Below are 23345 nucleotides of genomic sequence, written 5' to 3'. Positions count from 1 at the left end.
CCACATTCCCTCTCCCCTCTGGGGAGAGGGTTTGGATAAAGGAGAAGTCCCCCATGGCCTCGGCTTACGATACCACGGACGTCCCCGCGCCGCGGCCGGTCAGCGGCGAGGTCGTCATCCGGATGGCCGGCGTCCAGAAATGGTACGACAGCTTCCATGTGCTGAAGGACATCGAGCTGGAGGTCCACAAGGGCGAGCGGATCGTCATCTGCGGCCCCTCGGGCTCCGGCAAGTCCACGCTGATCCGCTGCATCAACCAGCTTGAGAAGCACCAGAAGGGCACGATCACCGTCAACGGCGTCACGATCGATTCCGCCCACCGCCACCTCGATCAGGTGCGGCGCGACGTCGGCATGGTGTTCCAGCAGTTCAACCTGTTCCCGCACCTGACCGTGGTCGAGAACTGCATGCTGGCGCCCATGCGGGTGCGCGGCACCTCCAAGCAGGAGGCGCGCGACATTGCCATGAAGTATCTGGCCCGCGTGCGCATCCCGGAGCAGGCGGACAAGTATCCCGGCCAGCTTTCCGGCGGCCAGCAGCAGCGCGTCGCCATCGCGCGGTCGCTGTGTATGAACCCCAAGGTCATGCTGTTCGACGAGCCGACCTCCGCGCTCGACCCCGAGATGGTCAAGGAAGTCCTCGACACCATGATCGGGCTGGCCGAGGACGGCATGACCATGCTCTGCGTCACGCACGAGATGGGCTTCGCCAAGTCGGTCGCCGACCGCGTCATCTTCATGGACCGCGGCGAGATCGTCGAGCAGGCCACCCCGGCCGAGTTCTTCACGAACCCGAAGTCCGAGCGGACCCGCAACTTCCTCGGACAGATTCTCACCCACTGAATCTTCCCCATTAAGGACAGCGTTTGATGAAGCCGGAGATCCTCCTCGTCGAATCCATGATGCCGGACATCGAGGCGGCGCTGGACGCGGGCTACACCGTCCACCGCCTCGCCGGGGCGCCCGACCGCGACCGGCTGGTGGCGGAGGTGGGGCCGCGTGTCCGCGCCGTCGTCACCGGCGGCGGCACGGGCGTCAGCAACGCGATCATGGACGCCTGCGCGAACCTGGGGATCGTCGCGATCAACGGCGTCGGCACCGACGCGGTGGACCTGAAGCACGCGGCCGGCCGCGGCGTCCGCGTCACCAACACGCCGGACGTGCTGACCGACGACGTGGCCGATCTCGCCATCGGGCTGATGATCGCCGGGTCGCGCCGCATGATGGTCGGCGACCGCTTCGTGCGCGCCGGGCGCTGGCCGGGCGGCGGGCTGCCGCTGGCCCGCAAGGTCACCGGCAAGCGGCTGGGCATCCTGGGGCTGGGCCGCATCGGGATGGCCATCGCCCAGCGCGCCGCCGGCTTCGGCATGGACATCGCCTACACCAACCGCAAGCCGCGCAGCGACGTGCCTTACCGCTTCGTCGCCTCCCCGGTCGATCTGGCGCGGGAGAGCGATATCCTGATCGTCGCCGCCTCGGCCGGCCCGGACGCCCGCAACATGGTCAACCGCGCGGTGATCGAGGCCCTGGGGCCGGAGGGGCTGCTGGTCAACGTCGCCCGCGGCGCCGTGGTGGACGAGCCGGAGCTGGTCGCCGCCCTGACCGACGGGCGTCTCGGCGGGGCCGCTCTGGACGTCTTCGCCAACGAGCCGCACGCGCCGGAGGCCCTGTTCGGCCTGGACAACGTCGTGCTCCAGCCCCATCAGGCGAGCGCCACCATCGAGACGCGGATGGCCATGGGCAATCTGGTTCTGGCGAACCTGTCCGCCTTCTTCGCCGGCCAGCCGCTGCCGACCGCCGTCGTCTGAATGGCGGCGTGAATGACCATCCTCGACGAGCGCGGCGGACCGGCCCGCATCACCCTGACGGAGGTGGCGCACCACGCCGGGGTGTCGCGGTCCACCGTCTCGCTCGTCCTGCGCGGCAGCCCGCTGGTCGCCGCCGAGACGCGGGAGCGCGTGCAGGCCGCCATCGAAGCTTTGGGCTACGTCTACAACCGCGGCGCCGCGACCCTGCGCGCCGCCCGCACCGACACGGTCGGGCTGCTCGTCTGCGAGATCAACAACTCCTTCTACGGCGAGCTGACCGCCGGGGTGGACGACGTCCTGGGTGAGCAGGGGGTCGTCGCCTTCCTCGCCAACACCGCGGAGTCGGGGGAGCGGCAGGACCGCTATCTCCAGCGCATGCGCGAGCAGAATGTGGACGGGGTGATCATCTGCCCCGCCGCCGGCACGTCGCCGGCCCTGCTGGACCGGCTGCGCCAGTGGCAGCTTCCCGTCGTCCAGGCGCTGCGCTTCATCTCCGCCCGCGAAGGCGATTACGCCGGCGTGGATTACGAATTCGGCATGGAGATGGTGACCGAGCATCTGCTGCGGATCGGCCATCGCCGCATCGCCTTCGTCGGCGGCAACCTGTCCCACTCCGCCTTCGCCGGGCGCCGCGTCGGCTTTGCCGCGGCGCTGCGCCGCCACGGCCTGACCCCGGACCTCGTCGTACGCTGCCCAGCCACCCGCCGCGACGGACTGGACGCGGTGGGGCCGCTGATGGATCTTGCCGACCCGCCCACCGCGATGCTTTGTTACAACGACCTCGTCGCGTTCGGCGTGATGCTGGGGCTGGAGGCCCGTGGTCTGCGGGCAGGACGGGACATCGCCGTGACCGGTTTCGACGACCTGACGGAAGCGGCGATAAGCCGCCCCGCCCTGACCACCGTCGCCACCTCCGCCCGCCAGATCGGGCAGGAGGCCGCCCGCCTGCTGCTGCGCCGCATCGCCGACCCGCAGGGGGCTCCGGAGCGCGTGATCCTGCCCGCCCGGCTGGTCATCCGCGAGTCCTGCGGCGCCATGAGAGTCCAACCCGACAAGCACCAATAACCGAAGAAAAGCGAAGGCCCGAAGACGATGTCCGAAGAGATGAACGAGTCCGCATTCCGCGATTCCGTCGATGCCCTGATCCTGGCGCGCAAGAGCCGCGACTGGCTGTCCGCCCTGCCCACCCGCCCGACCAGCGAGGCCGAGGCCTACGCCATCCAGGACGCCGTGGCCCGCCGCCTCGGCCCGGTGGTCGCCTGGAAGGTCGGCGCCCGCACGCCGGACACCGAGCCGTTCCGCGCCCCCATCCACGCCGACACGCTGTTCTTCGACACCACGGTGCTTCCCGCCGCGGACTATCAGGTCATCGGCATGGAGGCGGAGATCGCCTACACATTCGCCAAGGATCTGCCGCCCCGCGCCGAGCCCTACAGCCGCGAGGAGGTTCTCGACGCCGTCGGGTCCGTCCACCCGGCCTTCGAGATCGTCGACACGCGCTTCGCCGGCTTCGGCTCGCAGGACGGGCTCAGCCACATGGCCGACCAGTTCAACCACGGCGCCCTGGTCGTCGGCCCGGCCATCCCCGACTGGTGCTCGCTGGAGCCGCTGAAGGAGCGGGTGGCCCTGGTCGTCGACGGCGAGACGAAGGCCGATACGGTGGCCGGCAACTCGGCGGGCGAGCCGGTGCGGCTTCTGGTGTGGATGGCCAACACCGGCGCGGTCAGCCTGGGCGGCCTGAAGGCCGGCGACGTGGTGACCACCGGCTCGCACGTCGGCACCGTCATGGTCCCGGCGGGCAGCACGTCGGTCGCCGTGTACGGGACGATGGGCACCTACGAGCTGACGGTGAAGTGATCGGCCTCCCCTCGCCCTTCGGGGCGAGGGGATCGCCCCTCACCCGAACACCGACGCCCCGGCCTCGGCGCTGCCGACCGCCCGGCGGAACACACCGAACAGCTCCCGCCCGCAGCCGACACCGGCATCGGACGGCGCGTCCGCCAACGGGCGAGCGTGCCACTCCGAGTCGTCCACCAGCACCTCCAGCCTGCCGCGCTCGGCGTCCAGCCGCAGAACGTCGCCGTCCCGCACCCGCCCCAGCGGACCGCCCGCCGCGGCTTCCGGCGTCACGTGGATCGCCGCCGGGACCTTGCCCGACGCACCCGACATCCGCCCGTCCGTGACCAGCGCCACCCGGTAGCCCAAATCCTGAAGCACGCCCAGCGGCGGCGTCAGCTTGTGCAGTTCCGGCATGCCGTTGGCCTTCGGCCCCTGGAACCGCACCACCACCACCACGTCGCGGTGCAGCTCACCCTTGCGGAACGCCACCTGCACCGATTCCTGGTCGGTGAAGACGCGGGCCGGCGCCTCGATCACGCGGTGGTCGGGTTTCACGGCGGAGACCTTCACCACCGCGCGCCCCAGCGGGCCGGTCAGGACGCGCAGCCCGCCCTCCGCCGCCATGGGCGACGACACCGGAGCCAGCACGGCGGGGTCGGCGCTCTCCCGGACCGCCGCGCCGCGCACCAGATCACCGCCCTCCAGCCGCAGCGGGCGGCGGTAGGCGGCGATGCCGCCGTCCTCCCACACGGTGGCGGCGTCGCCGTGCAGAAGCCCGGCGTCGGCCAGTTCCCCGATCAGGAAGGCCATGCCGCCCGCCGCCTCGAAATGGTTCACGTCGGCGCTGCCATTCGGGTAGACGCGGGCGAGCAGCGGCACCACCGCCGACAGTTCGGCGAAATCCTCCCAGGTCAGGCTGATCCCCGCCGCCGCCGCGATGGCCGGCAGATGCAGCGTGTGGTTGGTCGAGCCGCCGGTCGCCAGCAGCCCGACCACCGCGTTGACGATGGCGCGCTCGTCCACGATCTCCCCGATGGGCGTGTGCAGGGACACGACCCGCCGCGCCGCCGCGTCGGTCAGCGCGTCGCGCAATACCGTGCCGGGGTTGGCGAAGCTCGCCCCCGGCAAGTGCAGCCCCATCATTTCGACCAGCATCTGGTTCGAGTTGGCGGTGCCGTAGAAGGTGCAGGTTCCCGGTGCGTGGTAGGACGCGGCCTCCGCCTCCAGCAGGGCGTCCTTGTCCAGCTTGCCTTCCGCGTATTGCTGGCGGATGCGGCCCTTCTCCTTGTTTGGCAGGCCGGAGGGCATCGGCCCGGCGGGCACGAAGACGGTGGGCAGATGGCCGAAGGATAGCGCGCCGATCAGCAGCCCCGGAACGATCTTATCGCAGACGCCGAGGCACAGCACGCCGTCGAAGGTGCCGTGCGACAGGGCGACCGCCGTTCCCATGGCGATGACCTCGCGCGAGAACAGCGACAGTTCCATCCCCGGCTCGCCCTGGGTGACGCCGTCGCACATCGCCGGCACGCCGCCCGCCACCTGCGCCACGCCGCCCGCCGCCCGCACCGCCGCCTTGAGCCGCTCCGGGTAGTCGCCGTAGGGCTGATGGGCGGACAGCATGTCGTTGTAGGAGGTGACGATGCCGATGGCCGGGGTGGAACCGCCGCGCAGCGCCGCCTTGTCCTCCGCCGCGGTGCAGCCGGCGAAGCCGTGCGCCCGGTTGGCGCAGCCCAGCGCCAGACGGCGCGGCCCCTGCGCCGCGGCGGCCCGCAGCCGCTCCAGATAGACGGCGCGGGTGGGCCGGCTGCGCTCCCGGATGCGGCGGGTGACGGCGTCGAGGACGGGATGAAGACTCATCATGGCGCGGTCCTTCCAGACGGCAGACTGTTCAGGCGGCGGGAGCGATCCGGGAGGAGACGCGGGCGGCGATCTCCGCCGGGCTGGCGTCGATGTCGCAGACGATGCCGAGTTCCCCAGCCTCCAGCGGCTCCAGAGCGGCGAACTGGCTGTCCAGCAGGGTGGTCGGCATGAAATGGCCGGCGCGCAGCGCCATGCGGGCGTGGATGGTGTCCCGGCTGCCGTTCAGATGAACGAACAGGACGCGTGTCCCGCCGGCGCTCAGCCGCTCGCGGTAGCGCCGCTTCAGCGCGGAGCAGGACACGACGATCGGCGCCTTCGCCTCCCGCGCCAGGGCGATGTGGGCGGCGATGGTGTCCAGCCAGCCCCAGCGGTCCTCGTCCTGAAGCGGAATGCCGGCGGACATCTTCGCGATGTTCTCCGGCGGGTGGAAGCCGTCGCCCTCCAGGAACTGCCAGCCGAGCCGCCGCGCCAACTCCTCCCCCACCGAGGTCTTGCCGCAGCCCGCCACGCCCATCACCACGATCGCGTCCACGGCCCCGCTTATGTTAGCGGTAACATCGGGAGACGGAAGAGCGCTCATGCCGGTCGGTCCTTGCAACATTACGGGTGGGGAGAGATGAGGATGTTACCGCTAACAAACGAGGCTTGTAAAGCCCAATCCGGCGCGGGATAATGGCCGCTGGACAATTGGAACGCTGATGACCGCCACCCCCCGCAAACCCCGATCCTCGCGCAGCGGACGCGCCACCATGGCCGACGTCGCCGCCGCCGCCGGGGTCAGCGCCATGACCGTTTCCCGCGCCCTGCGCCGGCCCGACACGGTCAGCGAGGAGGTGCGCGCCCGCGTCGAGGAGGCGAGCCGCCGCCTGGGCTTCGTGCCCAGCCGCGTGGCGTCGGCGCTGGCCTCCGCGCGGACGATGACGGTGGCGGTGCTGATTCCCTCCCTGACCAACGCCGTCTTCATCGACCTGCTGGCCGGCGTGCAGGAGACACTGACCCCACAGGGCTACCAGCCTTTGGTCGGCATCACCGGCTACGGCCCGGAGGCGGAGGAGCGCGTCCTGCGCACCCAGCTCGCCCACGATCCGGACGGGGTGATCCTGAGCGGGCTCCACCACACGCCGGGCACCTGGGACCTGCTGCGCAGCCTCACGATTCCGGTCGTCCACACCATGGATCTGAGCGTGGAGGGGGACCTGATGGCCGAAGGCGCACAGGACGACTGTCCGGTACAGACGGTCGGCTTCTCGCAGTTCGACGCCGGCTACGCCGTCGGCGCGCATCTGGCTGCGCGCGGGCGACGGCGGATCGGGCTGATCGCCGGGCAGCTCGACCCGCGGACGCGGCAGCGCTGCGACGGCTGGCGGCAGGCGCTGCGCGACGCCGGGCGGCACGACCCCGCCTTGGAGCTGATGGTGCCGGACGCCACCTCCGTCGCGCTGGGCGCGGAGTTGCTGGAGCGCGCGCTGGCCACCCATCCGGACACCGACGCGCTGTTCCTGTGCAACGACGATCTGGCGCAGGGCGCGCTGTTCCAGTGCGCGCGGCTGGGTATCCCGGTGCCGGAACGGCTGGCCATCGCCGGCTTCAATGATCTGGCCGGGGCGGCCTGGACCGTCCCGCCGCTGACCACCGTCGCCACCCCCCGCCGCGCGATCGGCGTGGAGGCGGCCCGCCTGCTGATCGCGGGCATGGAGAACCGGACGCCGCAGAGCCGGGAAAATCCGCGCCGCGTGGATCTGGGCTTTCGCCTGATGGTCCGCGAGACCACTTGAGAGACCGCAACCGGCCCCCGCGCCGCGGGGTTGTCATTAAAGAGAATGTACGGGAGTTCGTTGTGATGGTGCAGGGCAACTCGACCAGGACCGGGGCGGAAACCACCGCCGTCGGCTCGGCCGACATCGCCGTCCTCGGCCTGGGTGTGATGGGACGCAACCTCGCCGCCAATCTGGCCGACCACGGGGCCGTGGTGGCGGGCTACGACCTGGACGAGGGGCGCCGCGGCGCCTTCGCCGCCCAGGTGGGCAACGCCGTCCCCTGCGCGTCGGTGGAGGACTTGTTGGGCGCGCTCAAGGCGCCGCGGACGATCCTGATGATGGTGCCCGCCGGCGCCCCGGTGGACGAGCTGACGGCGGCCCTGCTGCCCCGCCTGTCGCCGGGCGACGTGCTGATCGACGGCGGCAACTCCCATTTCCGCGATACCAACCGCCGCGCGGCACTCGCCGCCGCCGCGGGCGTGCGCTTCGTCGGGCTGGGCGTGTCGGGCGGCGAGGAGGGGGCGCGGCGCGGTCCCGCCCTGATGGCCGGCGGCGACGCCGAAGCGTTGGCCCCCGTCGCCCCGCTGCTGGCCGCCATCGCCGCCCGCGCCCCGGACGGCGAGTCCTGCTTCGCCCGCGTCGGGCCGGAGGGGGCGGGCCATTTCGTGAAGATGATCCACAACGGCATCGAATACGCCGACATGCAGCTGATCGCCGAGGCGTATCATCTTCTGCGCGGGATCGGCAGCTGCTCCTACGAGCGTCTGGCGGACATCTTCGCCGAATGGAACGGCGGGGAACTGGCCTCCTACCTGATGGAGATCACCACCGACATCCTGCGCACCAAGGACGGCGAGACCGGCGCACCGATCCTCGAGGTCATCCGCGACGCCGCCGGCCAGAAGGGCACCGGCCATTGGGCGGCGACCACCGCGCTGGAGCTGGGCATGCCCGCCCCGACCATCGCCGAGGCGGTGCATGCCCGCTGCCTGTCCGCCCTGAAGGACGAGCGCGTGCGCGCCGCCGAGGCGCTGGCCATCCCCCACGCCCCGTCCGGCGAGGATCTGGTCGCGTCGGTCGGCGACGCGTTGCTCAGCGGACGGATCGCCGTCTACGCCCAGGGCTTCGCGGTGATCGCCGCGGGCAGCCGGCAATTCGGCTGGGACGTCGATCTGGCGGCGGTGGCGCGCATCTGGCGCGGCGGCTGCATCATCCGCGCCCGCCTGCTCGACCGCATCCTGACCGCGCTGAACCGCGCGCCGGAACTGCCGAACCTGATGCTGGACCCCGACATTGCCGGCCTGATGACCTGCGGCGACGCCGGCTTCCGCCGCGTGGTGGCCGCCGCGACGCTGACCGCGGTGCCGGTGCCGGCGATGGCCTCGGCCCTGTCCTACTGGGACGGTTACCGCAGCGGCCGGCTGTGGGCCAACATGATCCAGGCCCAGCGCGACTATTTCGGCGCCCACGGCTATGAGCGCACCGACCGTCCGGGCATGGTGCACACGGAGTGGAAGGTGGGGTGACATCCCGCACGAGCCCCCACCCTAACCCTCCCCCGCTGGGCCGGGGAGGGGATTAAGCTCCCTCCCCTGCGATAGCGGGGGAGGGCTGGGGTGGGGGCTCACGCCCGCACTCACCCCTTCGGAAACACCGGCGCCCGCTTCTCGAAGAAGGCGGTCACGCCCTCCCCGGCCTCGTCGTGGAACAGCGACTCCACGAAGGCGTCGCGCTCGCGGTCGAGCTGATCCGCCAGCCCGCCATAGGCGACCTCCAGCAGCCCCTTGGCGCGGCCCAGCGCGGCGGTCGGGCCGGCGGCCAGCCGCTCCGCCCAGGCGGTCGCCTCGGCCAGAGCGCCGCCGGGGGCGGTCAGCCGGTTGATCATGCCGAGCTGTGCCAGACGCGGCGCCCCGACGCGCCCGCCCTCGAACAGGATCTCCGCGGCGAGCTGCGGCGGCAGCGCGCGGGCCAGCGACGCCGTGCCGCCACCATCGGACGTCAGCGCGACCTTGATGTAGGACAGGGTGAACACCGCGTCCTCCGCCGCGACGATCAGGTCGCAGGCCAGCGCCAGCGGAAAGCCCGCACCGCCCGCCGGCCCCTCGACCGCGGCGATCACCGGCTTCGGGCAGGCGCGCAGGCTGCGGATCATGGCGTGGAAGCTCTCCACCCCCGCCCGCACCGCCTCGCGGTCGCCGTTGCGCGCCTCCTTCAGCCATTTCAGGTTCCCGCCGGAGCAGAAGGCCCCCTCGGCGCCGGTCAGCACCACCGCCCCGACGCCCGCGTCGGCCGCCGCCGCGTCGAAGGCAGCACGGGCCGCCTCCATCAGAGCCGGGCCGATGGAGTTGCGGGTGGTCGGGTCGTTGATGGTCAGGCGCAGGACACGGCCGTCCTGCGCGATGTCCAGGCCGGTCTTCTTATCGTTCATCTGGGCGTTCCCTCCGGATTTTCACTTCCCGGAGCATACTTGAACATTCCCTCGGCGGACGCCAGAAGCGCGCCGTCCTCCTTGCGCCGCACCTCGCCCCGGCAGCCGACGATCTTGCGCCCGCCGCCCAGCAGCGTGCCGCGGGCCACCACCGTGCCCTCCGCCACCGCGCCCAGGAAGCTGGAGGACAGCGACAGCGTGACCACCCGGCGCGAATGGCCGGGCACCGCGCAGTGGGTCGCCGCGAAGCCCATGACGGTGTCGAGCAGGGTCATCAGCGCGCCGCCGTGCAGGACGCCGCCCCGGTTGCGGTGCTGCGGCGCGATGGTCAGCTCCACCTCCGCCACGCCCTCCTCCCAGCGCACCAGCGTGTAGCCGAGCAGGGTCTGGAAGCCGGAGGCCGGTTCCCCCTTCATCAAGTCGTCCATAAAAGCGCTCTCCAACCCGTCTTCTTGGTTCTGGAGCGCCAGTGTCGCACAGTTCCGCTTGTCAGTGCCGCCGTGCCGCCTTCAAAAAGCGCTCGCGGTCGCTGGAGCCGACGCGCATGTCGAAGACGTCGCCCTCCCGCTCCATGGTCAGCGGCACGTCGACCCCCGCCGGGCCGAGATTCCACAGGGCGCGGTAGAAGTCGGCCAGCGAACCCACCGGCTGCCCGGCCACCGCGCGCACCACGTCGCCGGCCCGCAGTTCCGCCCGCTGGGCCGGCCCGTCACCGGCCAGCCCGACCAGCACCACCCGCTCCCGCTCGTCCTGCGTGGCGTAGAGTCCAAGCCAGGGGCGCGGCGGGCCGCTGACCTTCCCTTGGGTCATCAGGTCATCGAGGATCGGCTTCAGCAGGTCGATCGGCACGTTCATGTTCAGCGGCAGGACGCGCTCCTCCTCAGCCCGGTACTGGAGCTGGAGGGAGCCGATGCCCAGCAGTTCTCCCCCCGCCCCCAGCATCGCCGTGCCACCCCAGTTGGGATGGGCCGGCAGGGTGAACAGGGCGTCGTCGATCATGTATTCCCAATAGCCGGCGAACTCCTGCCGCGCGACCACCCGCGCGGTGATGGAGCGCCCGCGCCCGCCCGCCCCGGCCACCACCACCGGGTCGCCCAACTGCACATGGCGCGACGAGCCGAGCATCAGCGCCGGCACGCCCAGCGGCGACAGCGCCTGCACCAGCCCGAACCCGCTGGTGTGGTCGTAGGCGACCACATGCGCCTGCACCGCCCGCCCGTCGTTGGTGGTCAGCCAGACCTCCTCGGCCTCCGCGATCAGGTAGCCGATGGTCAGGACCAGCCCGTCCTCGCGGATGACGGCGCCCTGCCCGGCGCGCTCCGTCCCCAGAACGCCGGCGGTGTAGGCGTCTTCGGGAACGCTGGCGCGCAGCCCGACCACGGCGGACAGCGCCCGGTCCAGATCATAGGCCAGATCATCCGGGTCGGGCTGGAATTGCGGCGGAATCCGCCAGTCGTCGGACGGGTTCATCGGCGGCTCCTTTCGCAGGGGGGTGGTGTGATCCCCTCCCCTTTCAGCGTTACTCTCCATGGTCTTATTTGGGAAGTCGAACGCCGCTGCTAAGCCCGGCGTTCCGCACCCCCTCCTCCGCGCGTGAAACCAGCGAGCCTCAGCGATGTTGTTCGGGATCGCTTCACCATGGCGACCAACCGAGGGAGGACATGATGGGCCTGTTCGATTTCTTCCGCCGCGATCATGGCGAAAAAGTCAGCGACTCGGACGCCCCGACCGCCGACGAGCTGAAATCCCACCTGTCGCAGGTGGGCCTGCCGACCAACGGTCTGGACATCCAGGTCGCCGACGACACGGTGACGGTCCGCGGCAGCACTGCCTCGCAGGAGGAGAAGGAGAAGATCGCGGTGGCGCTCGGCAACGTGAAGGGCGTGTCGCGGGTGGACGACCAGACCGCCGTCATCGCCAAGGATCAAGGCGCGGGCGGCCCCGACCAGCCGACCGTGCCGCCGACGGAGCAACCGGCCAGCCAGACGCGCTTCCACACGGTTGAGAAGGGCGACACCCTGTCCGCCATCGCCAAACAGGTCTATGGCGACCCCAACCGCTACAACGCCATCTTCGAGGCGAACAAGCCGATGCTGAAGGACCCCAACAAGATCTATCCCGGACAGGTTCTGCGCATCCCACCGCAGTGATGCGGCACCGTCCCGCGGCGCGGCAAGGAGCCCCGCCGCGGGATCGGTCCGCAAAGGTGCAGATCGCGCCGGGGTCTCCCGTCAATCCGACCGATCTCGAATTGCTCCGGCCAAGCCCGTTCGGCAGGCTCTCCCCACAACCGGCAGGGAGGAGCAGGCCATGAAGATCATCGGATACCCGGACGACCTCATTCCGCGCGTCGCGGCGGCCAGCCTTGGCACCTGCCAGGACCGCCCGGCCTGTGTGAAGCTCCTGGAAGGGCTTGCCGCCGCGGAAAAGGCGTTCGAGTCGATCACCTGGAACCGGGTGATGCTGCACGCCCTCGCCAAGCCGGAGCCGCTGGACGACGACGTCATCAGCACCTACGAAGCCGAGGTGGCCAAGGTCATCACCCCCATGTTCCGGAAGCTGAAGAGCGCCGGCACGCTGGCCGCGGAGGCCGCGAAGGATCTGGACGTTCTGACGAAGGCTCACCCGAAGGCCACGGTGGCGAAGAAGGCCCTGACCTTCGCCAAATCGGTGCCGGGCTTCACGACCAAGCTCGTCAAGGTCTTCGAGGAGGCCATCGCCAAGGACCGCAAGGACATCAGCGCCCGGCTGGCGAAGGATGAAGCGGCCTATGAAAAGCAACGGAAGGCGGACCAGAAGGCGCAGACCAAGGACAGTCCGTTCGTGAATCCCTTCGAAAGGAAGGGAATCGAGGAAATCCTGAAAAGCAACAAGCTGACGCTGCTGTTGCACGCCGTCGCCGAGCAGGGGAAAACCGGCGAGAACATCGAGTTCCTCTCGATCACCCGCAAGGGCGTTGATCAGAAGAACGCTCCCAAGCTCTACAAGGTGTTCATCAACCAGAACAGCGCCAAGGGCCTGAACATCGACGACCATCTGCGGAATGATTTTCTCAACGGGATCGACAGCGGCGCCTACACGGACGCTCTGAAGAGCATCCGGACGCATGTGCTGAAAGTCGTGAACGAGGACACGCTGCCGCGCGCCAGAAAGCTCGACGAGACGGCCTTGCGCAAGCTCGGCTACAAGTGACCGTCAGGCCGCGCCTCAATCGGTGCCGGGCCGCCAGCGGGTCAGGCGCGCCGCCAGCCGGTCGAAGCCGGCGTCCAGCACCACCGCCAGGGCGGCCACGATCACAGCGCCCTGGATGACGTAGGCGGGGTTGGAGCCGTTCAGCCCGACGATGATCGGCAGGCCGAGCGTCTTCGCCCCGACTGTGGAGGCGATGGCCGCCGTGCCGAGGTTGACGACCGCCGCCGTCCGCACCCCGGCCAGGATCACCGGAGCGGCCAGCGGCAGCTCCACCCGCCACAGCAGCGCGCCCGGCCCCATGCCCATGCCGCGCGCCGCCTCGCGCACCGGCTCCGGCACCGATTCCAGGCCGGCCACGGTGTTCTCGACGATGGGCAACAGCCCATAGAGCGTCAGCGCGATCAGCGCCGGGGCCGGGCCGAAGCCGAGAACGGGGACCGAGACGGCCAGCACCGCCACCGGTGGGAAGGTCTGGCCCATCGCCGCCACCGCGTCGAGGATGCCACGGAACTCCCGTCCGAAGGGCCGGGTCACCGCGATGCCCGCCGCCCCGCCGAGCAGCACCGCGATCAGGCTCGCCCCGCCGGCCAGCGCCAGATGGTCCAGCGTCAGCGCCAGGAAGCCGTCCGCCTCGTACAAAGGCCGGTCGAGCGCCGGGAAGGCGGCGGCGAACAGCGGTTTCAGCGCCGGCATCCCCAACACCAGGGCCGCCAGGACGAGCAGGCCCAGGACCAGCCGGTCGGTCAGCAGACTCCGCAGGCGGCTCACGACCGGTCCGGCCCGCGCAGCAGGTCGGCAAGGTGCAGCGTACCCACCGGGCGCCCCTGCCCGTCCGCCACGGGAAGCCGGTCGGTGCCGCGCGCCACCATCGCGGCCAGCGCCTGACGCAGCGACGCCCCCGCCGCCAGCGGCTCGCCCGGCGCCGTCTCGCCGGGGCGCAGCCGCTCCGCCACCGTCTCCACGGCCAGCCGCTTGAGCCCCCAATCCTCGCGCCCCACCAGATCGCGCACCCGGTCGTCGGCGGGGTCGGTCAGGATGTCGAGCGGCGTGCCGCTCTGCACCAGCCGCCCGCGGTCCAGCACGGCGATCCGGCTGGCCAGCGCCAGCGCCTCGTCCATGTCGTGGGTGACGAAGACGACGGTGGTTCCGGTCGCCTTGTGGATCCCCGCCATCTCCGCCTGCAAGGCGCCGCGGGTGATCGGGTCGAGCGCGCTGAACGGCTCGTCCATCAGCAGGATCTGCGGCTCCGCCGCCAGCGCGCGGGCGACGCCGACGCGCTGCTGCTGGCCGCCGGACAGCTCGTGCGGGTAGGCGCCGCGGTAGCGTTCCGGGTCGAGATTCAGCAGGGCGAGCAGTTCCGTCACCCGGTCGCGCACCCGCGCCTTGGGCCAGCCGAGCAGGTCCGGCACGGCGGCGATGTTGCGCTCCACCGTCCAGTGCGGGAACAGCCCGATGTTCTGAATCACGTAGCCCATGCGGCGGCGCAGCGTTTCCGGCTTCAGGCGGGCGATGTCCTCGCCCTCAACCCGGATGGTCCCGGCGTCCGGTGCGATCAACCGGTTCATCATCCGCAGCACCGTGGACTTGCCGGAGCCGGACGGCCCGATCAGCACGCGGAACTCCCCGGCCGCCACGGTCAACGACAGGCTGTCCACGGCGGTCCAGGCGCCGAACCGTTTGGTCACTCCCTCGAAGGCGATCACGCCGCCGTCCTCCCGAGTCGCGACAGCGCCAGCGCCGAGGCCAGCTTCAGCGCCGCGTCGGCGGCGACGGCCAGCAGGATCACCGGCACCGCCCCCAGCAGCACGAGGTCCAGCGCGTTGGCGAACAGCCCCTGGAACATGATGGCTCCCAGCCCGCCGGCGCCGATCAGCGCCGCCACCGCGGCCAGCCCGACCGCCTGGACCAGCGTGATGCGCAGCCCGGCCAGGAACACCGGCAGGGCCAGCGGCGCCTCGACCCGCCAGAAGATCTGGCGCGGCGTCATGCCGATGCCGCGCGCCGCCTCCCGCACCGGCTCCGGCACGCCGGCCAACCCCGCCGCGGTGTTGCGCGCGATGGGCAGCAGCGAATAGAGCGTCAGCGCGATCACCGCCGGCACCGGTCCGACCCCGCCGATGCCCAGCCCCGGAAAGGCCGCGGCCAGCGCCGACAGCGGGGCCAGCAGCAGCCCGAACAGAGCGATGGACGGGATCGTCTGCACGACGTTCAGCACCGGAAAGACCAGCCGCCCCACGGCGGCGGAGCGCTGCGCCGCGACGCCCAGCGGCACGCCGATCAGCAGGGTCGGCACCAGGGCCGCAGCGACCAGCGCGGCGTGGCGCAGCACGGCCCCGGCGAAGACGTCGCGCTGGTTGGCGTATTCCTTCATGATCGAGAGCTGGTCGAGATGCCCGGCGGCGAACTGCCCGCCGATCAGCGCCGCCGTCAGAGCGCCCACGGCGACCCGCCCGGCAGGACCCAGCCCCAGCCGCCGCACCCCGTCCAGAACGGCGAGCAGGGCGGCGGCCTCCATCACCCAGAATCCCGCCCCAAAGGAGGTCCGCGCCGCCGGGCTGGCCGTCGCGGCGAGCAGCGCGGCGTGCTGTCCAGCCAGCCAGACCAGCCCCGCCGCCGCCAGCACCCCCGCCCCGACATACAGGAGATGCGCCGCCCGGCCCACCCGCAGGAACGGCACGGCCAGCAGCAGGGCGACCGGCAGCAGCGCCGCCCCGCTCCACCCGGCGCCCGCCACCGCGCTCAACGCGATGGCCTTTCCCGACAGCAGCCGGTTCGGCGCAAAGCCAAGGAACGGCAGAGCCAGCGCCGCCGCCACGATCATGGCGGCGAGCAGCAGGGCGACGCGGTTGTGGATCGGACGGACGCCGGTCATCCCGTCAGTTCAGGCCGTCAGTTCAGGAAGCCTTTCGACTTCAAATACGTCGTGGCGACCGCCCGCGGGTCCTGCCCCTCCACAGAGATCTTGGCGTTCAGCCCGCGCAGGGTCTCGGTATCCAGGGACTTGAAGACCGGGTCCAGCAGGTCGCGAATCTTCGGGTAAGCGTCCAACACGCCGTCGCGGATGGTCGGGGCCGGGGCGTAGACCATCTGCGCGCTCTTGGTGTCCTTCATGACCACGAGGTCCAGCGCGGCGATGGCGCCGTCCGTGCCGTAGACCATGGCGGTGTTGACGCCGGACGTGCCCTCCGCCGCCGCGCGGATGGTCGCCGCCGTGTCGCCGCCGGCCAGCACCAGGATCTGGTCGGGCTTCAGCGTGAAGCCGTAGGATTTCTGGAAGGAGGGCAGCGCCGCCGGGCTTTCCACGAACTCCGCCGAGGCGGCGAGCTTCGCCGTGCCGCCGGCGCCGACCCAGCGGGCGAAGTCCTCCATGGTGGCGAGGTTGTTGGGCGCCGCCACGTCGCGGCGCAGCGCGATGGCCCAGGTGTTGTTCGCCGGGGCCGGGGTCAGCCAGACGATGTTGTGTTTGTCCCGGTCGAGCTGCTTCACCGTCTCGTAGCCGGCGGCGGCGTTCTTCCAGGCCGGATCGCTGTCGAGGTTGAAGAAGAAGGCGCCGTTGCCCGTGTATTCCGGATAGACGTCGATCTCTCCGGCCAGCAGGGCGCTGCGCACGATCCGGGTGGGGCCGAGCTGGATCTTGTTCTCGACCGGAATGCCGTTGGCCTCCAGCACCTGCAGGATCATCGTGCCGAGCAGGCCGCTTTCGGCGTCCAGCTTCGATCCGACACGGACCTTGTCCGCCGCCGCGGCGCTCCCCGCCGTCAGCAGCGCTCCCAGCGCCAGGGCGGCCACCGCCCGAACCACACGCCGCATCCCCCGCATCCTCCCAACCATCGTCCAATCTGTCCGTCCGCCAGCATGGGGAAGCCGGGCCGCCCCGGCAACCCACCCTTTCCGCCTGTGCGGCCCTCCATTTTGGAGAAGGGGGTCACGCCGTGACGTGGTCCTCCGCGTCGCGCGCCGCCCGCGCCCCGGCGCCGTCCACCCAGCCGCCCAGCTCGCGCTCCACAAGGTCGGCCAGGAAGATGACATGGTCAGGATGGTCGTTCAGGCAAGGAATGTAGGTGAAGCGTTCGCCGCCGGCCGCCATGAAGGCGTCCTTCACCTGGAACTGGATCTCCTCCAGCGTTTCCACGCAATCGGCGGAGAAGCCCGGCGCGATCACCGCGATCCTGGTCTTGCCGGCGCGGGCCAGCTCCTCGACCGTCTTGTCGGTGTAGGGTTTCAGCCACTCCGCCTTGCCGAAGCGCGACTGGAAGCTGTACTGCACCCGCCCCGGCTCCCAGCCCAGCCGCTCGGCCAGCAGGCGCGCGGTCTTCACGCAGAAGCAGTGGTAGGGATCGCCGCGGTCGAGATAGACCTTCGGCAGGCCGTGGAAGCTCGCCAGCAGGACGTCCGGCGTGTGGTCCAGCGCCGCGATGTGCCGAACCACCGAGCGGGCCAGCGCCTCGATGTAGCCCGGCTCGTCGTGATAGGCGGGGACGGTGCGCACCGCCGGCTGCCAGCGCATGGTCATCAGCTGGCGGAAGGCTTGGTCGTTGGCCGTGGCCGTCGTCGTCGCCGAATATTGCGGGTAGAGCGGGAACAGCAGAATGCGGTCGCAGCCCTGGTCCTTCAGCCGCTGGATCGCCGGGCCGACCGCCGGCTGGCCGTAGCGCATGGCCCAGTCCACCACCACGCTGTCGCCGTGCCGCGCCGCCAGCGCCGCCGCGACGCCCTCCGCCTGGGCGCGGGTGACGGTCTTCAGCGGGCTTTCGTTGCGCTCCTCGTTCCAGATGCTTTTGTAGGCATGGCCACTCTTGCCCGGACGCACGGTCAGGATGATGCCGTTCAGCACCGGCCACCACACCGCCTTCGGCACCTCGATCACGCGGGGGTCCGACAGGAACTCCTTCAGATAGCGGCGCATCGACCAGTAGTCGGTCGCCTCCGGCGTTCCGAGATTCATCAGAAGCACACCGACGCGGCGCGCGGGAACCGGCGGGTGGTCGGCGGGCTTGGAAATGGGCTGCATGATGTCGGTCACCTCGATGTCGCGGCGGGCAGCATAATAGCGAGCCGAACCCATCGGAAGCAGCCCTTTGTCCCTATGCGGTCGATAGGGCCGGGCTATCCTCCGGCCGTTCGGACAGGCTCTTCCGTCCGGTCCGCCGGCCGATCTGCGAAAACGGATTTCAGATCGACCGCGCCGTCCGACCGCGCGTCGAGGTCGAGTTGCCGCTCCACCTCGTCGAGATGCTCCATCATCAGCCGCATCGCCGCCCCGGGCGGACCGGACTCCAGCGCCTCGACGAAGCGCCGGTGCTCGGTGGCGGAACAGGAGTGCGAGGACCGCCGCTCGAACGCCGCGATGGCGAGGCTGGAGCGGTCGATCAGGTCGGCCAGGATGCCGGCCAGCGTGGCGTTCCCGGCGAAGTCGGCCAGCAGCTGGTGGAACTGACCCGACAGGCGGATCAGCGCCATGCGGTCCCCAACGCGGTCGGCCTCCTCCTCCCGCGCCAGATGGACGCGCAGCTTCGCCGACATCTCGTCCGGCAGCGGGCGTGGTTCACGCTCCAGCGCCTCCACCACGGCGCGTTCGATCACCCGCCGGGCCTCGAACACCTCGCGCGCCTCCCGCGCGGTGGGCTTGGCGACGAAGGCGCCCCGGTTGGGGATCAGCGTCACCACACGCCGCTGCGCCAGCAAAAGCAGCACCTTGCGCACCCGTTCCCGGCTGACGCCGAACACCTCGGCCAGGCTCTCCTCCGCCAGCTTGGTGCCGGGCGGCAGCCGGCGGTCGGCGATGGCCTCGCCGATGCTGCGGACGATGCGGGCCTCCGCCCCCTCCCCCCGCCCGCGGACGGCGCGGCGAGGGGCGCTCAGGACAGTTTTCATGATGGCATAACTGCTGTTCAAACCTTCGCCGCGGATTGTGCACAAAACGGACCAGCGGACAAACGCGGTCGCCGCGCCCTGCCCATGCATCGGGCACAGTCCACCCATGCACAATTTCGCGCCACAGCGCCGAAATCCTGACCAATCGCTGATTTTCACCGCTGGAAAGCCGCGAAACTCCGCCATTCACACGCTGGCATGGAACTTGCGGACATACCCGACAGCCGCAGCGGGCCCTGCGGATTGTGCACAAAATCGGAGAAGGTCATGACTGCCGGATCTGCCGCCGCTGGATCAACCGTCGAACTGGTGAAGCTGCGCAAGTTCTACGGCTCCACCGTCGCGGTGGACGGCATCGACCTGCGCATCGCCGCCGGCGCCTATTGCTGCCTGCTCGGCCCAAGTGGCTGCGGAAAGACCTCCACACTGCGCATGATCGCCGGGCACGAGGACATCTCCGACGGCGACCTGCTGATCGGCGACACGGTGGTGAACGGGGAGCCGCCGGCCCGCCGCGGCACCGCCATGATGTTCCAGAGCTACGCCCTGTTCCCCCACCTCGACTGCACCGACAACGTCGCCTTCAGCCTGAAAATGAAGGGTGTCGCGAAGGAGGAGCGGCGCCGCCGCGCGCGGGAGATGCTGGATCTCGTCCACATGTCCCAGTACGCGGACCGGCTGCCCGCACAGCTCTCCGGAGGCCAGCAGCAGCGTGTGGCGCTGGCCCGTGCGCTGATCACCCGGCCGGGCGTGCTCCTGCTCGACGAGCCGCTGTCGGCGCTCGACCCCTTCCTGCGCATCCGCATGCGCGAGGAGTTGAAGCGTCTGCACACCGAGCTTGGCATCACCTTCGTCCACGTCACCCACAGCCAGACCGAGGCGATGGCGCTCGCCGACCTTGTCGTGGTGATGAACCAGGGGCGGATCGAGCAGGCCGGCCCGCCGCGCGAAGTCTTCAACCAGCCGCGCACCGCCTTCGTCGCCCGCTTCATCGGCGGCCACAACGTGGTGGAGGACGCCGCCGGCCGCCGGGCCGTGCGGGCCGACCGCATCCTGCTCGGCCAACCCGAGGGGACGGACCATCAGCTGGAAGGCACCGTCCGCGCGCTGGAGTATCACGGCGCATCCGTGCACCTGACGCTCGACGTGCCGGGTGCCGAGGACTTCGCCGTGGTGCTGGACGAATCCCGCTTCTACGACGCCCCGCTCGCCGTCGGCGACCGCGTGACCGCGGGCTGGAAGGCGCGCGACGTCCATCCCCTGGTTGCCTGATTTCCCGACCAATCCCCAAAACGACCGACCACACTGGAGGCACAGAGCATGACCGAGACGCGCACCGGCTCGCCCCTTTCCGCCGGGACCACCACGGGCGGCACCACCAAAGGCGTCAGCCGCCGCACGCTGCTGAAGGGCACCGCCGCCGCCGCGGGTGTCGCCATCGGGTCGGGGGCGATCACCGGCTTCCCCACCATCTGGGCGCAGAACATCAAGAACGTCACGTTGCGCCAGTTCGGCACCGGCGTGTCGAATCTGAACGCCGTCGCCGACAAGGTGAAGGAGGATCTCGGCTTCACGCTGCAGATGACCGCGCTCGACAGCGACGCGGTGGCCCAGCGCGCGGTGACCCAGCCGAAGTCCTACGACATCGCCGACATCGAATACTGGATCTGCAAGAAGGTCTTCCCGGCCGGCGTGATGCAGCCGATGGACGTTTCCAAGATCAAGAACTTCGACAAGATCGTCCCGATCTTCGTCAACGGCAAGCTGACCCCGGAGAGCGCCGTCGCCCAGGGCACCGCCCCGCACACCGTCGGCTTCGTGGAAGGCAAGGACAGCATCAAGTTCGCCAAGTCGGCCACCCAGTGGATGACGCTGATCCCGACCATCTACAACGCCGACACGCTGGGCATCCGCCCCGATCTGGTCGGCCGCCCGATCAGCAGCTGGAAGGACCTGCTCGATCCGGCCTTCAAGGGCAAGGCGTCGATCATCAACATCCCCTCCATCGGCATCATGGACGCCGCCATGGTCTGCGAGGCCATGGGCGAGGTGAAGTACGGCGACAAGGGCAACATGACCAAGGAGGAGATCGACAAGACCCTCAAGATCATGACCGACGCCAAGAAGGCCGGCCAGTTCCGTGCCTTCTGGAAGACCTTCGACGAGAGCGTCAACCTGATGTCGTCGGGCGAGGTCATCATCCAGTCGATGTGGTCGCCGGCCGTGGCCGCCGTGCGCGCCAAGGGCATCCAGTGCGTCTACCAGCCGCTGAAGGAAGGCTACCGCGCCTGGGGCGGCGGCCTCGGCATCGCCAAGCATCTGAGCGGGCTGGAGCTGGAAGCCGCCTATGAATATATCAACTGGTACCTGTCTGGCTGGGTCGGCGCCTATCTGAACCGCCAGGGCTATTACTCCGCCGTGCTCGACACCGCGAAGGAGCACATGTCGCCGGACGAGTGGGCCTTCTGGATGGAGGGCCAGCCGGCCAAGACCGACATCCTCAGCCCCGAAGGCAAGGTGATGGAGAAGGCCGGCGCGGTGCGCGACGGCGGGTCGTTCCAGGACCGCATGGGTCGCGTGGCCTGCTGGAACGCGGTGATGGACGAGGACCGCTACATGGTCCGCAAGTGGAACGAGTTCGTCGCGGCGTAACCTCGGCCGGCTTGCCCCCACCCTCCCGCTTCGCGGGTCCCTCCCTCCCCCGCTCCCGCAGGGGAGGGCCGATTTCCCCTCCCCTGCGAAGCGGGGGAGGGTCAGGGTGGGGGCAAGACTCTCCCACACCACGCACTCCCCCACGGCACCGGACCCCTCCGCCATGACCGCCTCCGCCGTCCCATCCGAAGCGTCCAGCGCGTCCGCGGCACCGCGGAGCGGCGGGGTGCGCCGTTCCATGCTGCGCCGGGCCGTCCCCTACCTCCAGGCCGGGCCGCTGGCGCTGACGCTGCTGGTCTTCCTGCTGGTCCCTATCCTGACCATCGTCGCGGTCAGCTTCTGGGACTATGACAGCATCCGCATCTACCCGGATTTCGTGCTGACCAACTACGAGGAGCTGCTGACCTCGCCGGTCACCTGGAAGACCTACCTGAACACGGTGAAGTTCGCGGCGCTGACCTGGGTCATCACCCTGCTGATCGGCTTCACGGTGGCCTATTTCCTGGCCTTCCACGTCCAGTCCACGACGTGGCAGATGGTGCTGTTCCTGGTCTGCACGATCCCCTTCTGGACCTCCAACATCATCCGCATGATCTCGTGGATTCCCTTCCTCGGGCGCAACGGGCTGCTGAATTCCGGGCTGATCTCCGCCGGGCTGATCGACCAGCCGCTGGAGTTCCTGCTGTTCTCCGACTTCGCGGTGGTGCTGGCCTTCGTGCACCTCTACGCGCTGTTCATGGTGGTGCCGATCTTCAATTCGATGATGCGCATCGACCGCGCCCTGGTCGAGGCGGCGCGCGACGGCGGCGCCAGCGCGGCGCAGGTGGTGTGGAACGTCATCCTGCCGCTGGCCAAACCGGGCATCGCCATCGGCTCCATCTTCGTGGTCACGCTGGTGATGGGCGACTTCATCACCGTCCGCCTGATGAGCGGCGGGCAGAGCGCCTCGATCGGGCTGATGATCGCCAACGAGATCTCGCTGCTCCAGTACCCCGCCGCCGCCGCGAACGCGGTCGTGCTGCTGGCCGTCGTCCTCATCATGGTCGTGGCGATGCTGCGCATCGTCGACATCCGCAAGGAGCTGTAAGCGATGACCGGCACCGGCACCCGGCGCAGCCTGTCCTTCTACCTGCTCGCCGCCTTCTTCGGGCTGTTCGTCCTGTTCCTCTACGGGCCGATCGCCACCATCACCATCCTGTCCTTCCAGGGGCCGGAGGGTGGGTTGACCTTTCCGATGAACGGCGTCTCCCTCCACTGGTTCAGGAACCTGTTCGAGCAGCAGGCGGTCGGCGATTTCGGCGGCTCCTTCCGCCGCTCCATCGCGCTGGGGCTGACGGTGATGGTGCTGACGGTGCTGTTCTCGCTGCTCGCCGGCTTCGCCTTCCGCCGCCGCTTCCTGGGTAGCGGGGCGCTGTTCTATCTGGCGGTGGCGAGCCTGATCGTGCCGTCGATCCTGGTCAGCCTGGGCATCGGCCTGCTGTTCAACATCCTGGGCATCGAGCCGACCTGGTACGGCTCGGCGCTCGGCGCGCACCTGACCTGGACGCTGCCCTTCGGCCTGCTGATCGTCTTCGCCATCTTCAACCGCTTCAACCCGGCCTACGAGGAGGCGGCGCGCGACCTCGGCGCCACGCCCTGGCAGACGGTGCGCCATGTCGTGCTGCCCATCCTGCTGCCCAGCCTGATCGGCGTCGGGCTGTTCGGCTTTACCCTGTCCTACGACGAATTCGCGCGCACGCTGATGACCGCGGGGTCCTTCAACACCCTGCCGCTGGAGATCTACGGCATGACCACCAACGTCACGACCCCGGTGCTCTACGCGCTGGGCACGCTGACGACGCTGTTCTCCTTCACCGTCATCGGCCTGTTCCTCGCCGGGGTGATGATCCTGCGCCGCCGCCGGCTGCGGCGGACCGGCGGCGCCGCTTGAAACGCA

23 protein-coding genes are annotated in these 23345 nt (G+C 70.1%); 12 read left to right on the top strand and 11 right to left on the bottom strand.

The window, feature by feature from the left end:
- Positions 1 to 53: 53 nt before the first annotated feature.
- The 4 genes from FHW79_RS07750 to FHW79_RS07735 are packed head-to-tail and all read left to right on the top strand — an operon-like array spanning position 54 to position 3664.
- The gene (locus tag FHW79_RS07750; RefSeq protein WP_183178383.1) at positions 54 to 842 is read left to right on the top strand and encodes an amino acid ABC transporter ATP-binding protein; all 789 of its coding nucleotides are present in this window, start codon (positions 54 to 56) and stop codon (positions 840 to 842) included.
- A gap of 26 nt (positions 843 to 868) precedes the next feature.
- Positions 869 to 1807 carry a 2-hydroxyacid dehydrogenase gene (locus FHW79_RS07745; protein WP_183178382.1) on the top strand — a complete coding sequence of 313 codons (939 nt, stop codon included), beginning with the start codon at positions 869 to 871 and terminating at the stop codon, positions 1805 to 1807.
- A gap of 12 nt (positions 1808 to 1819) precedes the next feature.
- Positions 1820 to 2872, top strand: a complete 1053-nt coding sequence (locus tag FHW79_RS07740) for a LacI family DNA-binding transcriptional regulator (protein WP_183178381.1) — start codon at positions 1820 to 1822, stop codon at positions 2870 to 2872.
- Between the two features lie 39 nt (positions 2873 to 2911).
- Positions 2912 to 3664 carry a fumarylacetoacetate hydrolase family protein gene (locus FHW79_RS07735; protein ID WP_247884228.1) on the top strand — a complete coding sequence of 251 codons (753 nt, stop codon included), beginning with the start codon at positions 2912 to 2914 and terminating at the stop codon, positions 3662 to 3664.
- Between the two features lie 39 nt (positions 3665 to 3703).
- On the opposite strand, the gene edd is transcribed toward FHW79_RS07735, so the two are convergent.
- A complete protein-coding gene (gene edd, locus FHW79_RS07730; RefSeq protein ID WP_183178824.1) occupies positions 3704 to 5503 on the bottom strand; it encodes a phosphogluconate dehydratase in 1800 nt (599 codons plus the stop codon).
- 31 nt (positions 5504 to 5534) lie between these two features.
- Positions 5535 to 6038: a gluconokinase gene (locus FHW79_RS07725; RefSeq protein WP_348984080.1), complete on the bottom strand. Its 504-nt coding sequence runs from the start codon at positions 6036 to 6038 to the stop codon at positions 5535 to 5537.
- Between the two features lie 166 nt (positions 6039 to 6204).
- Here FHW79_RS07725 and FHW79_RS07720 point away from each other — a divergent pair, with 166 nt between their 5' ends.
- Positions 6205 to 7281: a LacI family DNA-binding transcriptional regulator gene (locus tag FHW79_RS07720; protein WP_247884227.1), complete on the top strand. Its 1077-nt coding sequence runs from the start codon at positions 6205 to 6207 to the stop codon at positions 7279 to 7281.
- A 65-nt stretch (positions 7282 to 7346) separates the two neighbouring features.
- Positions 7347 to 8789, top strand: coding sequence for an NADP-dependent phosphogluconate dehydrogenase (gene gndA / locus FHW79_RS07715; RefSeq protein WP_211108165.1), 1443 nt, complete (start codon positions 7347 to 7349; stop codon positions 8787 to 8789).
- A gap of 110 nt (positions 8790 to 8899) precedes the next feature.
- On the opposite strand, the gene FHW79_RS07710 is transcribed toward gndA, so the two are convergent.
- From FHW79_RS07710 to FHW79_RS07700, 3 genes are all read right to left on the bottom strand, one after another.
- Positions 8900 to 9691 carry an enoyl-CoA hydratase family protein gene (locus tag FHW79_RS07710; protein ID WP_183178377.1) on the bottom strand — a complete coding sequence of 264 codons (792 nt, stop codon included), beginning with the start codon at positions 9689 to 9691 and terminating at the stop codon, positions 8900 to 8902.
- Positions 9688 to 10119, bottom strand: a complete 432-nt coding sequence (locus tag FHW79_RS07705; protein ID WP_183178376.1) for a PaaI family thioesterase — start codon at positions 10117 to 10119, stop codon at positions 9688 to 9690. The genes FHW79_RS07710 and FHW79_RS07705 overlap by 4 nt, the downstream gene beginning before the upstream one ends.
- 61 nt (positions 10120 to 10180) lie before the next feature.
- A complete protein-coding gene (locus FHW79_RS07700; protein WP_183178375.1) occupies positions 10181 to 11161 on the bottom strand; it encodes a S1C family serine protease in 981 nt (326 codons plus the stop codon).
- A 191-nt stretch (positions 11162 to 11352) separates the two neighbouring features.
- Here FHW79_RS07700 and lysM point away from each other — a divergent pair, with 191 nt between their 5' ends.
- Together lysM and FHW79_RS07690 are read left to right on the top strand one after the other, a co-directional pair.
- Positions 11353 to 11841 carry a peptidoglycan-binding protein LysM gene (gene lysM, locus FHW79_RS07695; protein ID WP_282183982.1) on the top strand — a complete coding sequence of 163 codons (489 nt, stop codon included), beginning with the start codon at positions 11353 to 11355 and terminating at the stop codon, positions 11839 to 11841.
- 160 nt (positions 11842 to 12001) lie between these two features.
- Positions 12002 to 12883 (top strand): hypothetical protein, encoded by an 882-nt coding sequence (locus tag FHW79_RS07690; protein ID WP_183178374.1) that lies wholly within the window; start codon positions 12002 to 12004, stop codon positions 12881 to 12883.
- A gap of 15 nt (positions 12884 to 12898) precedes the next feature.
- Here the strand turns inward: FHW79_RS07690 and FHW79_RS07685 are convergent, their stop codons facing one another.
- The 6 genes from FHW79_RS07685 to FHW79_RS07660 form a co-directional block, all read right to left on the bottom strand.
- Complete coding sequence (locus tag FHW79_RS07685) at positions 12899 to 13651, bottom strand: ABC transporter permease (RefSeq protein WP_348984079.1); 753 nt, start codon at positions 13649 to 13651, stop codon at positions 12899 to 12901.
- On the bottom strand, positions 13648 to 14586 hold the full coding sequence (locus FHW79_RS07680; protein WP_183178373.1) for an ABC transporter ATP-binding protein: 939 nt from the start codon (positions 14584 to 14586) through the stop codon (positions 13648 to 13650). The genes FHW79_RS07685 and FHW79_RS07680 overlap by 4 nt, the downstream gene beginning before the upstream one ends.
- The gene (locus tag FHW79_RS07675; protein ID WP_183178372.1) at positions 14583 to 15755 is read right to left on the bottom strand and encodes an ABC transporter permease; all 1173 of its coding nucleotides are present in this window, start codon (positions 15753 to 15755) and stop codon (positions 14583 to 14585) included. Before FHW79_RS07675 ends, FHW79_RS07680 begins: the two co-directional genes overlap by 4 nt.
- Positions 15756 to 15772: 17 nt before the next feature.
- Positions 15773 to 16693 (bottom strand): ABC transporter substrate-binding protein, encoded by a 921-nt coding sequence (locus FHW79_RS07670; protein ID WP_183178371.1) that lies wholly within the window; start codon positions 16691 to 16693, stop codon positions 15773 to 15775.
- Positions 16694 to 16808: 115 nt separating this feature from the next.
- Complete coding sequence (gene hemH / locus FHW79_RS07665) at positions 16809 to 17948, bottom strand: ferrochelatase (RefSeq protein ID WP_183178370.1); 1140 nt, start codon at positions 17946 to 17948, stop codon at positions 16809 to 16811.
- Between the two features lie 41 nt (positions 17949 to 17989).
- Entirely contained in the window at positions 17990 to 18757 is a 768-nt protein-coding gene (locus FHW79_RS07660; RefSeq protein WP_247884226.1) for a GntR family transcriptional regulator, read from the bottom strand.
- Positions 18758 to 19024: 267 nt separating this feature from the next.
- Between FHW79_RS07660 and FHW79_RS07655 the strand changes: the two genes are divergently transcribed.
- From FHW79_RS07655 to FHW79_RS07640, 4 genes are all read left to right on the top strand, one after another.
- Entirely contained in the window at positions 19025 to 20029 is a 1005-nt protein-coding gene (locus tag FHW79_RS07655; RefSeq protein WP_183178369.1) for an ABC transporter ATP-binding protein, read from the top strand.
- Between the two features lie 48 nt (positions 20030 to 20077).
- Entirely contained in the window at positions 20078 to 21409 is a 1332-nt protein-coding gene (locus FHW79_RS07650; RefSeq protein WP_183178368.1) for a PotD/PotF family extracellular solute-binding protein, read from the top strand.
- 163 nt (positions 21410 to 21572) lie between these two features.
- Positions 21573 to 22496 (top strand): ABC transporter permease, encoded by a 924-nt coding sequence (locus FHW79_RS07645; protein WP_183178367.1) that lies wholly within the window; start codon positions 21573 to 21575, stop codon positions 22494 to 22496.
- A 3-nt stretch (positions 22497 to 22499) separates the two neighbouring features.
- Entirely contained in the window at positions 22500 to 23339 is an 840-nt protein-coding gene (locus FHW79_RS07640) for an ABC transporter permease (RefSeq protein ID WP_183178366.1), read from the top strand.
- Positions 23340 to 23345 lie beyond the last annotated feature (6 nt).

Source organism: Azospirillum sp. OGB3, from assembly GCF_014192915.1.
GTDB lineage: Bacteria > Pseudomonadota > Alphaproteobacteria > Azospirillales > Azospirillaceae > Azospirillum.
Note: the sequence above shows the minus strand (reverse complement) of the source record. Positions and strands in the feature narration are given on the sequence as shown.

What these genes read in the sequence shown, in the direction of transcription:
- FHW79_RS07750 (WP_183178383.1), top strand. Translation starts at nt 54, where the DNA reads ATGGCCTCGGCTTACGATACCACGGACGTCCCCGCGCCGCGGCCGGTC.
- FHW79_RS07745 (WP_183178382.1), top strand. Translation starts at nt 869, where the DNA reads ATGAAGCCGGAGATCCTCCTCGTCGAATCCATGATGCCGGACATCGAG.
- FHW79_RS07740 (WP_183178381.1), top strand. Translation starts at nt 1,820, where the DNA reads ATGACCATCCTCGACGAGCGCGGCGGACCGGCCCGCATCACCCTGACG.
- FHW79_RS07735 (WP_247884228.1), top strand. Translation starts at nt 2,912, where the DNA reads ATGAACGAGTCCGCATTCCGCGATTCCGTCGATGCCCTGATCCTGGCG.
- edd (WP_183178824.1), bottom strand. Translation starts at nt 5,503, where the DNA reads ATGAGTCTTCATCCCGTCCTCGACGCCGTCACCCGCCGCATCCGGGAG.
- FHW79_RS07720 (WP_247884227.1), top strand. Translation starts at nt 6,205, where the DNA reads ATGACCGCCACCCCCCGCAAACCCCGATCCTCGCGCAGCGGACGCGCC.
- gndA (WP_211108165.1), top strand. Translation starts at nt 7,347, where the DNA reads ATGGTGCAGGGCAACTCGACCAGGACCGGGGCGGAAACCACCGCCGTC.
- FHW79_RS07710 (WP_183178377.1), bottom strand. Translation starts at nt 9,691, where the DNA reads ATGAACGATAAGAAGACCGGCCTGGACATCGCGCAGGACGGCCGTGTC.
- FHW79_RS07705 (WP_183178376.1), bottom strand. Translation starts at nt 10,119, where the DNA reads ATGGACGACTTGATGAAGGGGGAACCGGCCTCCGGCTTCCAGACCCTG.
- FHW79_RS07700 (WP_183178375.1), bottom strand. Translation starts at nt 11,161, where the DNA reads ATGAACCCGTCCGACGACTGGCGGATTCCGCCGCAATTCCAGCCCGAC.
- lysM (WP_282183982.1), top strand. Translation starts at nt 11,353, where the DNA reads ATGATGGGCCTGTTCGATTTCTTCCGCCGCGATCATGGCGAAAAAGTC.
- FHW79_RS07690 (WP_183178374.1), top strand. Translation starts at nt 12,002, where the DNA reads ATGAAGATCATCGGATACCCGGACGACCTCATTCCGCGCGTCGCGGCG.
- FHW79_RS07675 (WP_183178372.1), bottom strand. Translation starts at nt 15,755, where the DNA reads ATGACCGGCGTCCGTCCGATCCACAACCGCGTCGCCCTGCTGCTCGCC.
- FHW79_RS07670 (WP_183178371.1), bottom strand. Translation starts at nt 16,693, where the DNA reads ATGCGGCGTGTGGTTCGGGCGGTGGCCGCCCTGGCGCTGGGAGCGCTG.
- hemH (WP_183178370.1), bottom strand. Translation starts at nt 17,948, where the DNA reads ATGGGTTCGGCTCGCTATTATGCTGCCCGCCGCGACATCGAGGTGACC.
- FHW79_RS07660 (WP_247884226.1), bottom strand. Translation starts at nt 18,757, where the DNA reads ATGAAAACTGTCCTGAGCGCCCCTCGCCGCGCCGTCCGCGGGCGGGGG.
- FHW79_RS07655 (WP_183178369.1), top strand. Translation starts at nt 19,025, where the DNA reads ATGACTGCCGGATCTGCCGCCGCTGGATCAACCGTCGAACTGGTGAAG.
- FHW79_RS07650 (WP_183178368.1), top strand. Translation starts at nt 20,078, where the DNA reads ATGACCGAGACGCGCACCGGCTCGCCCCTTTCCGCCGGGACCACCACG.
- FHW79_RS07645 (WP_183178367.1), top strand. Translation starts at nt 21,573, where the DNA reads ATGACCGCCTCCGCCGTCCCATCCGAAGCGTCCAGCGCGTCCGCGGCA.
- FHW79_RS07640 (WP_183178366.1), top strand. Translation starts at nt 22,500, where the DNA reads ATGACCGGCACCGGCACCCGGCGCAGCCTGTCCTTCTACCTGCTCGCC.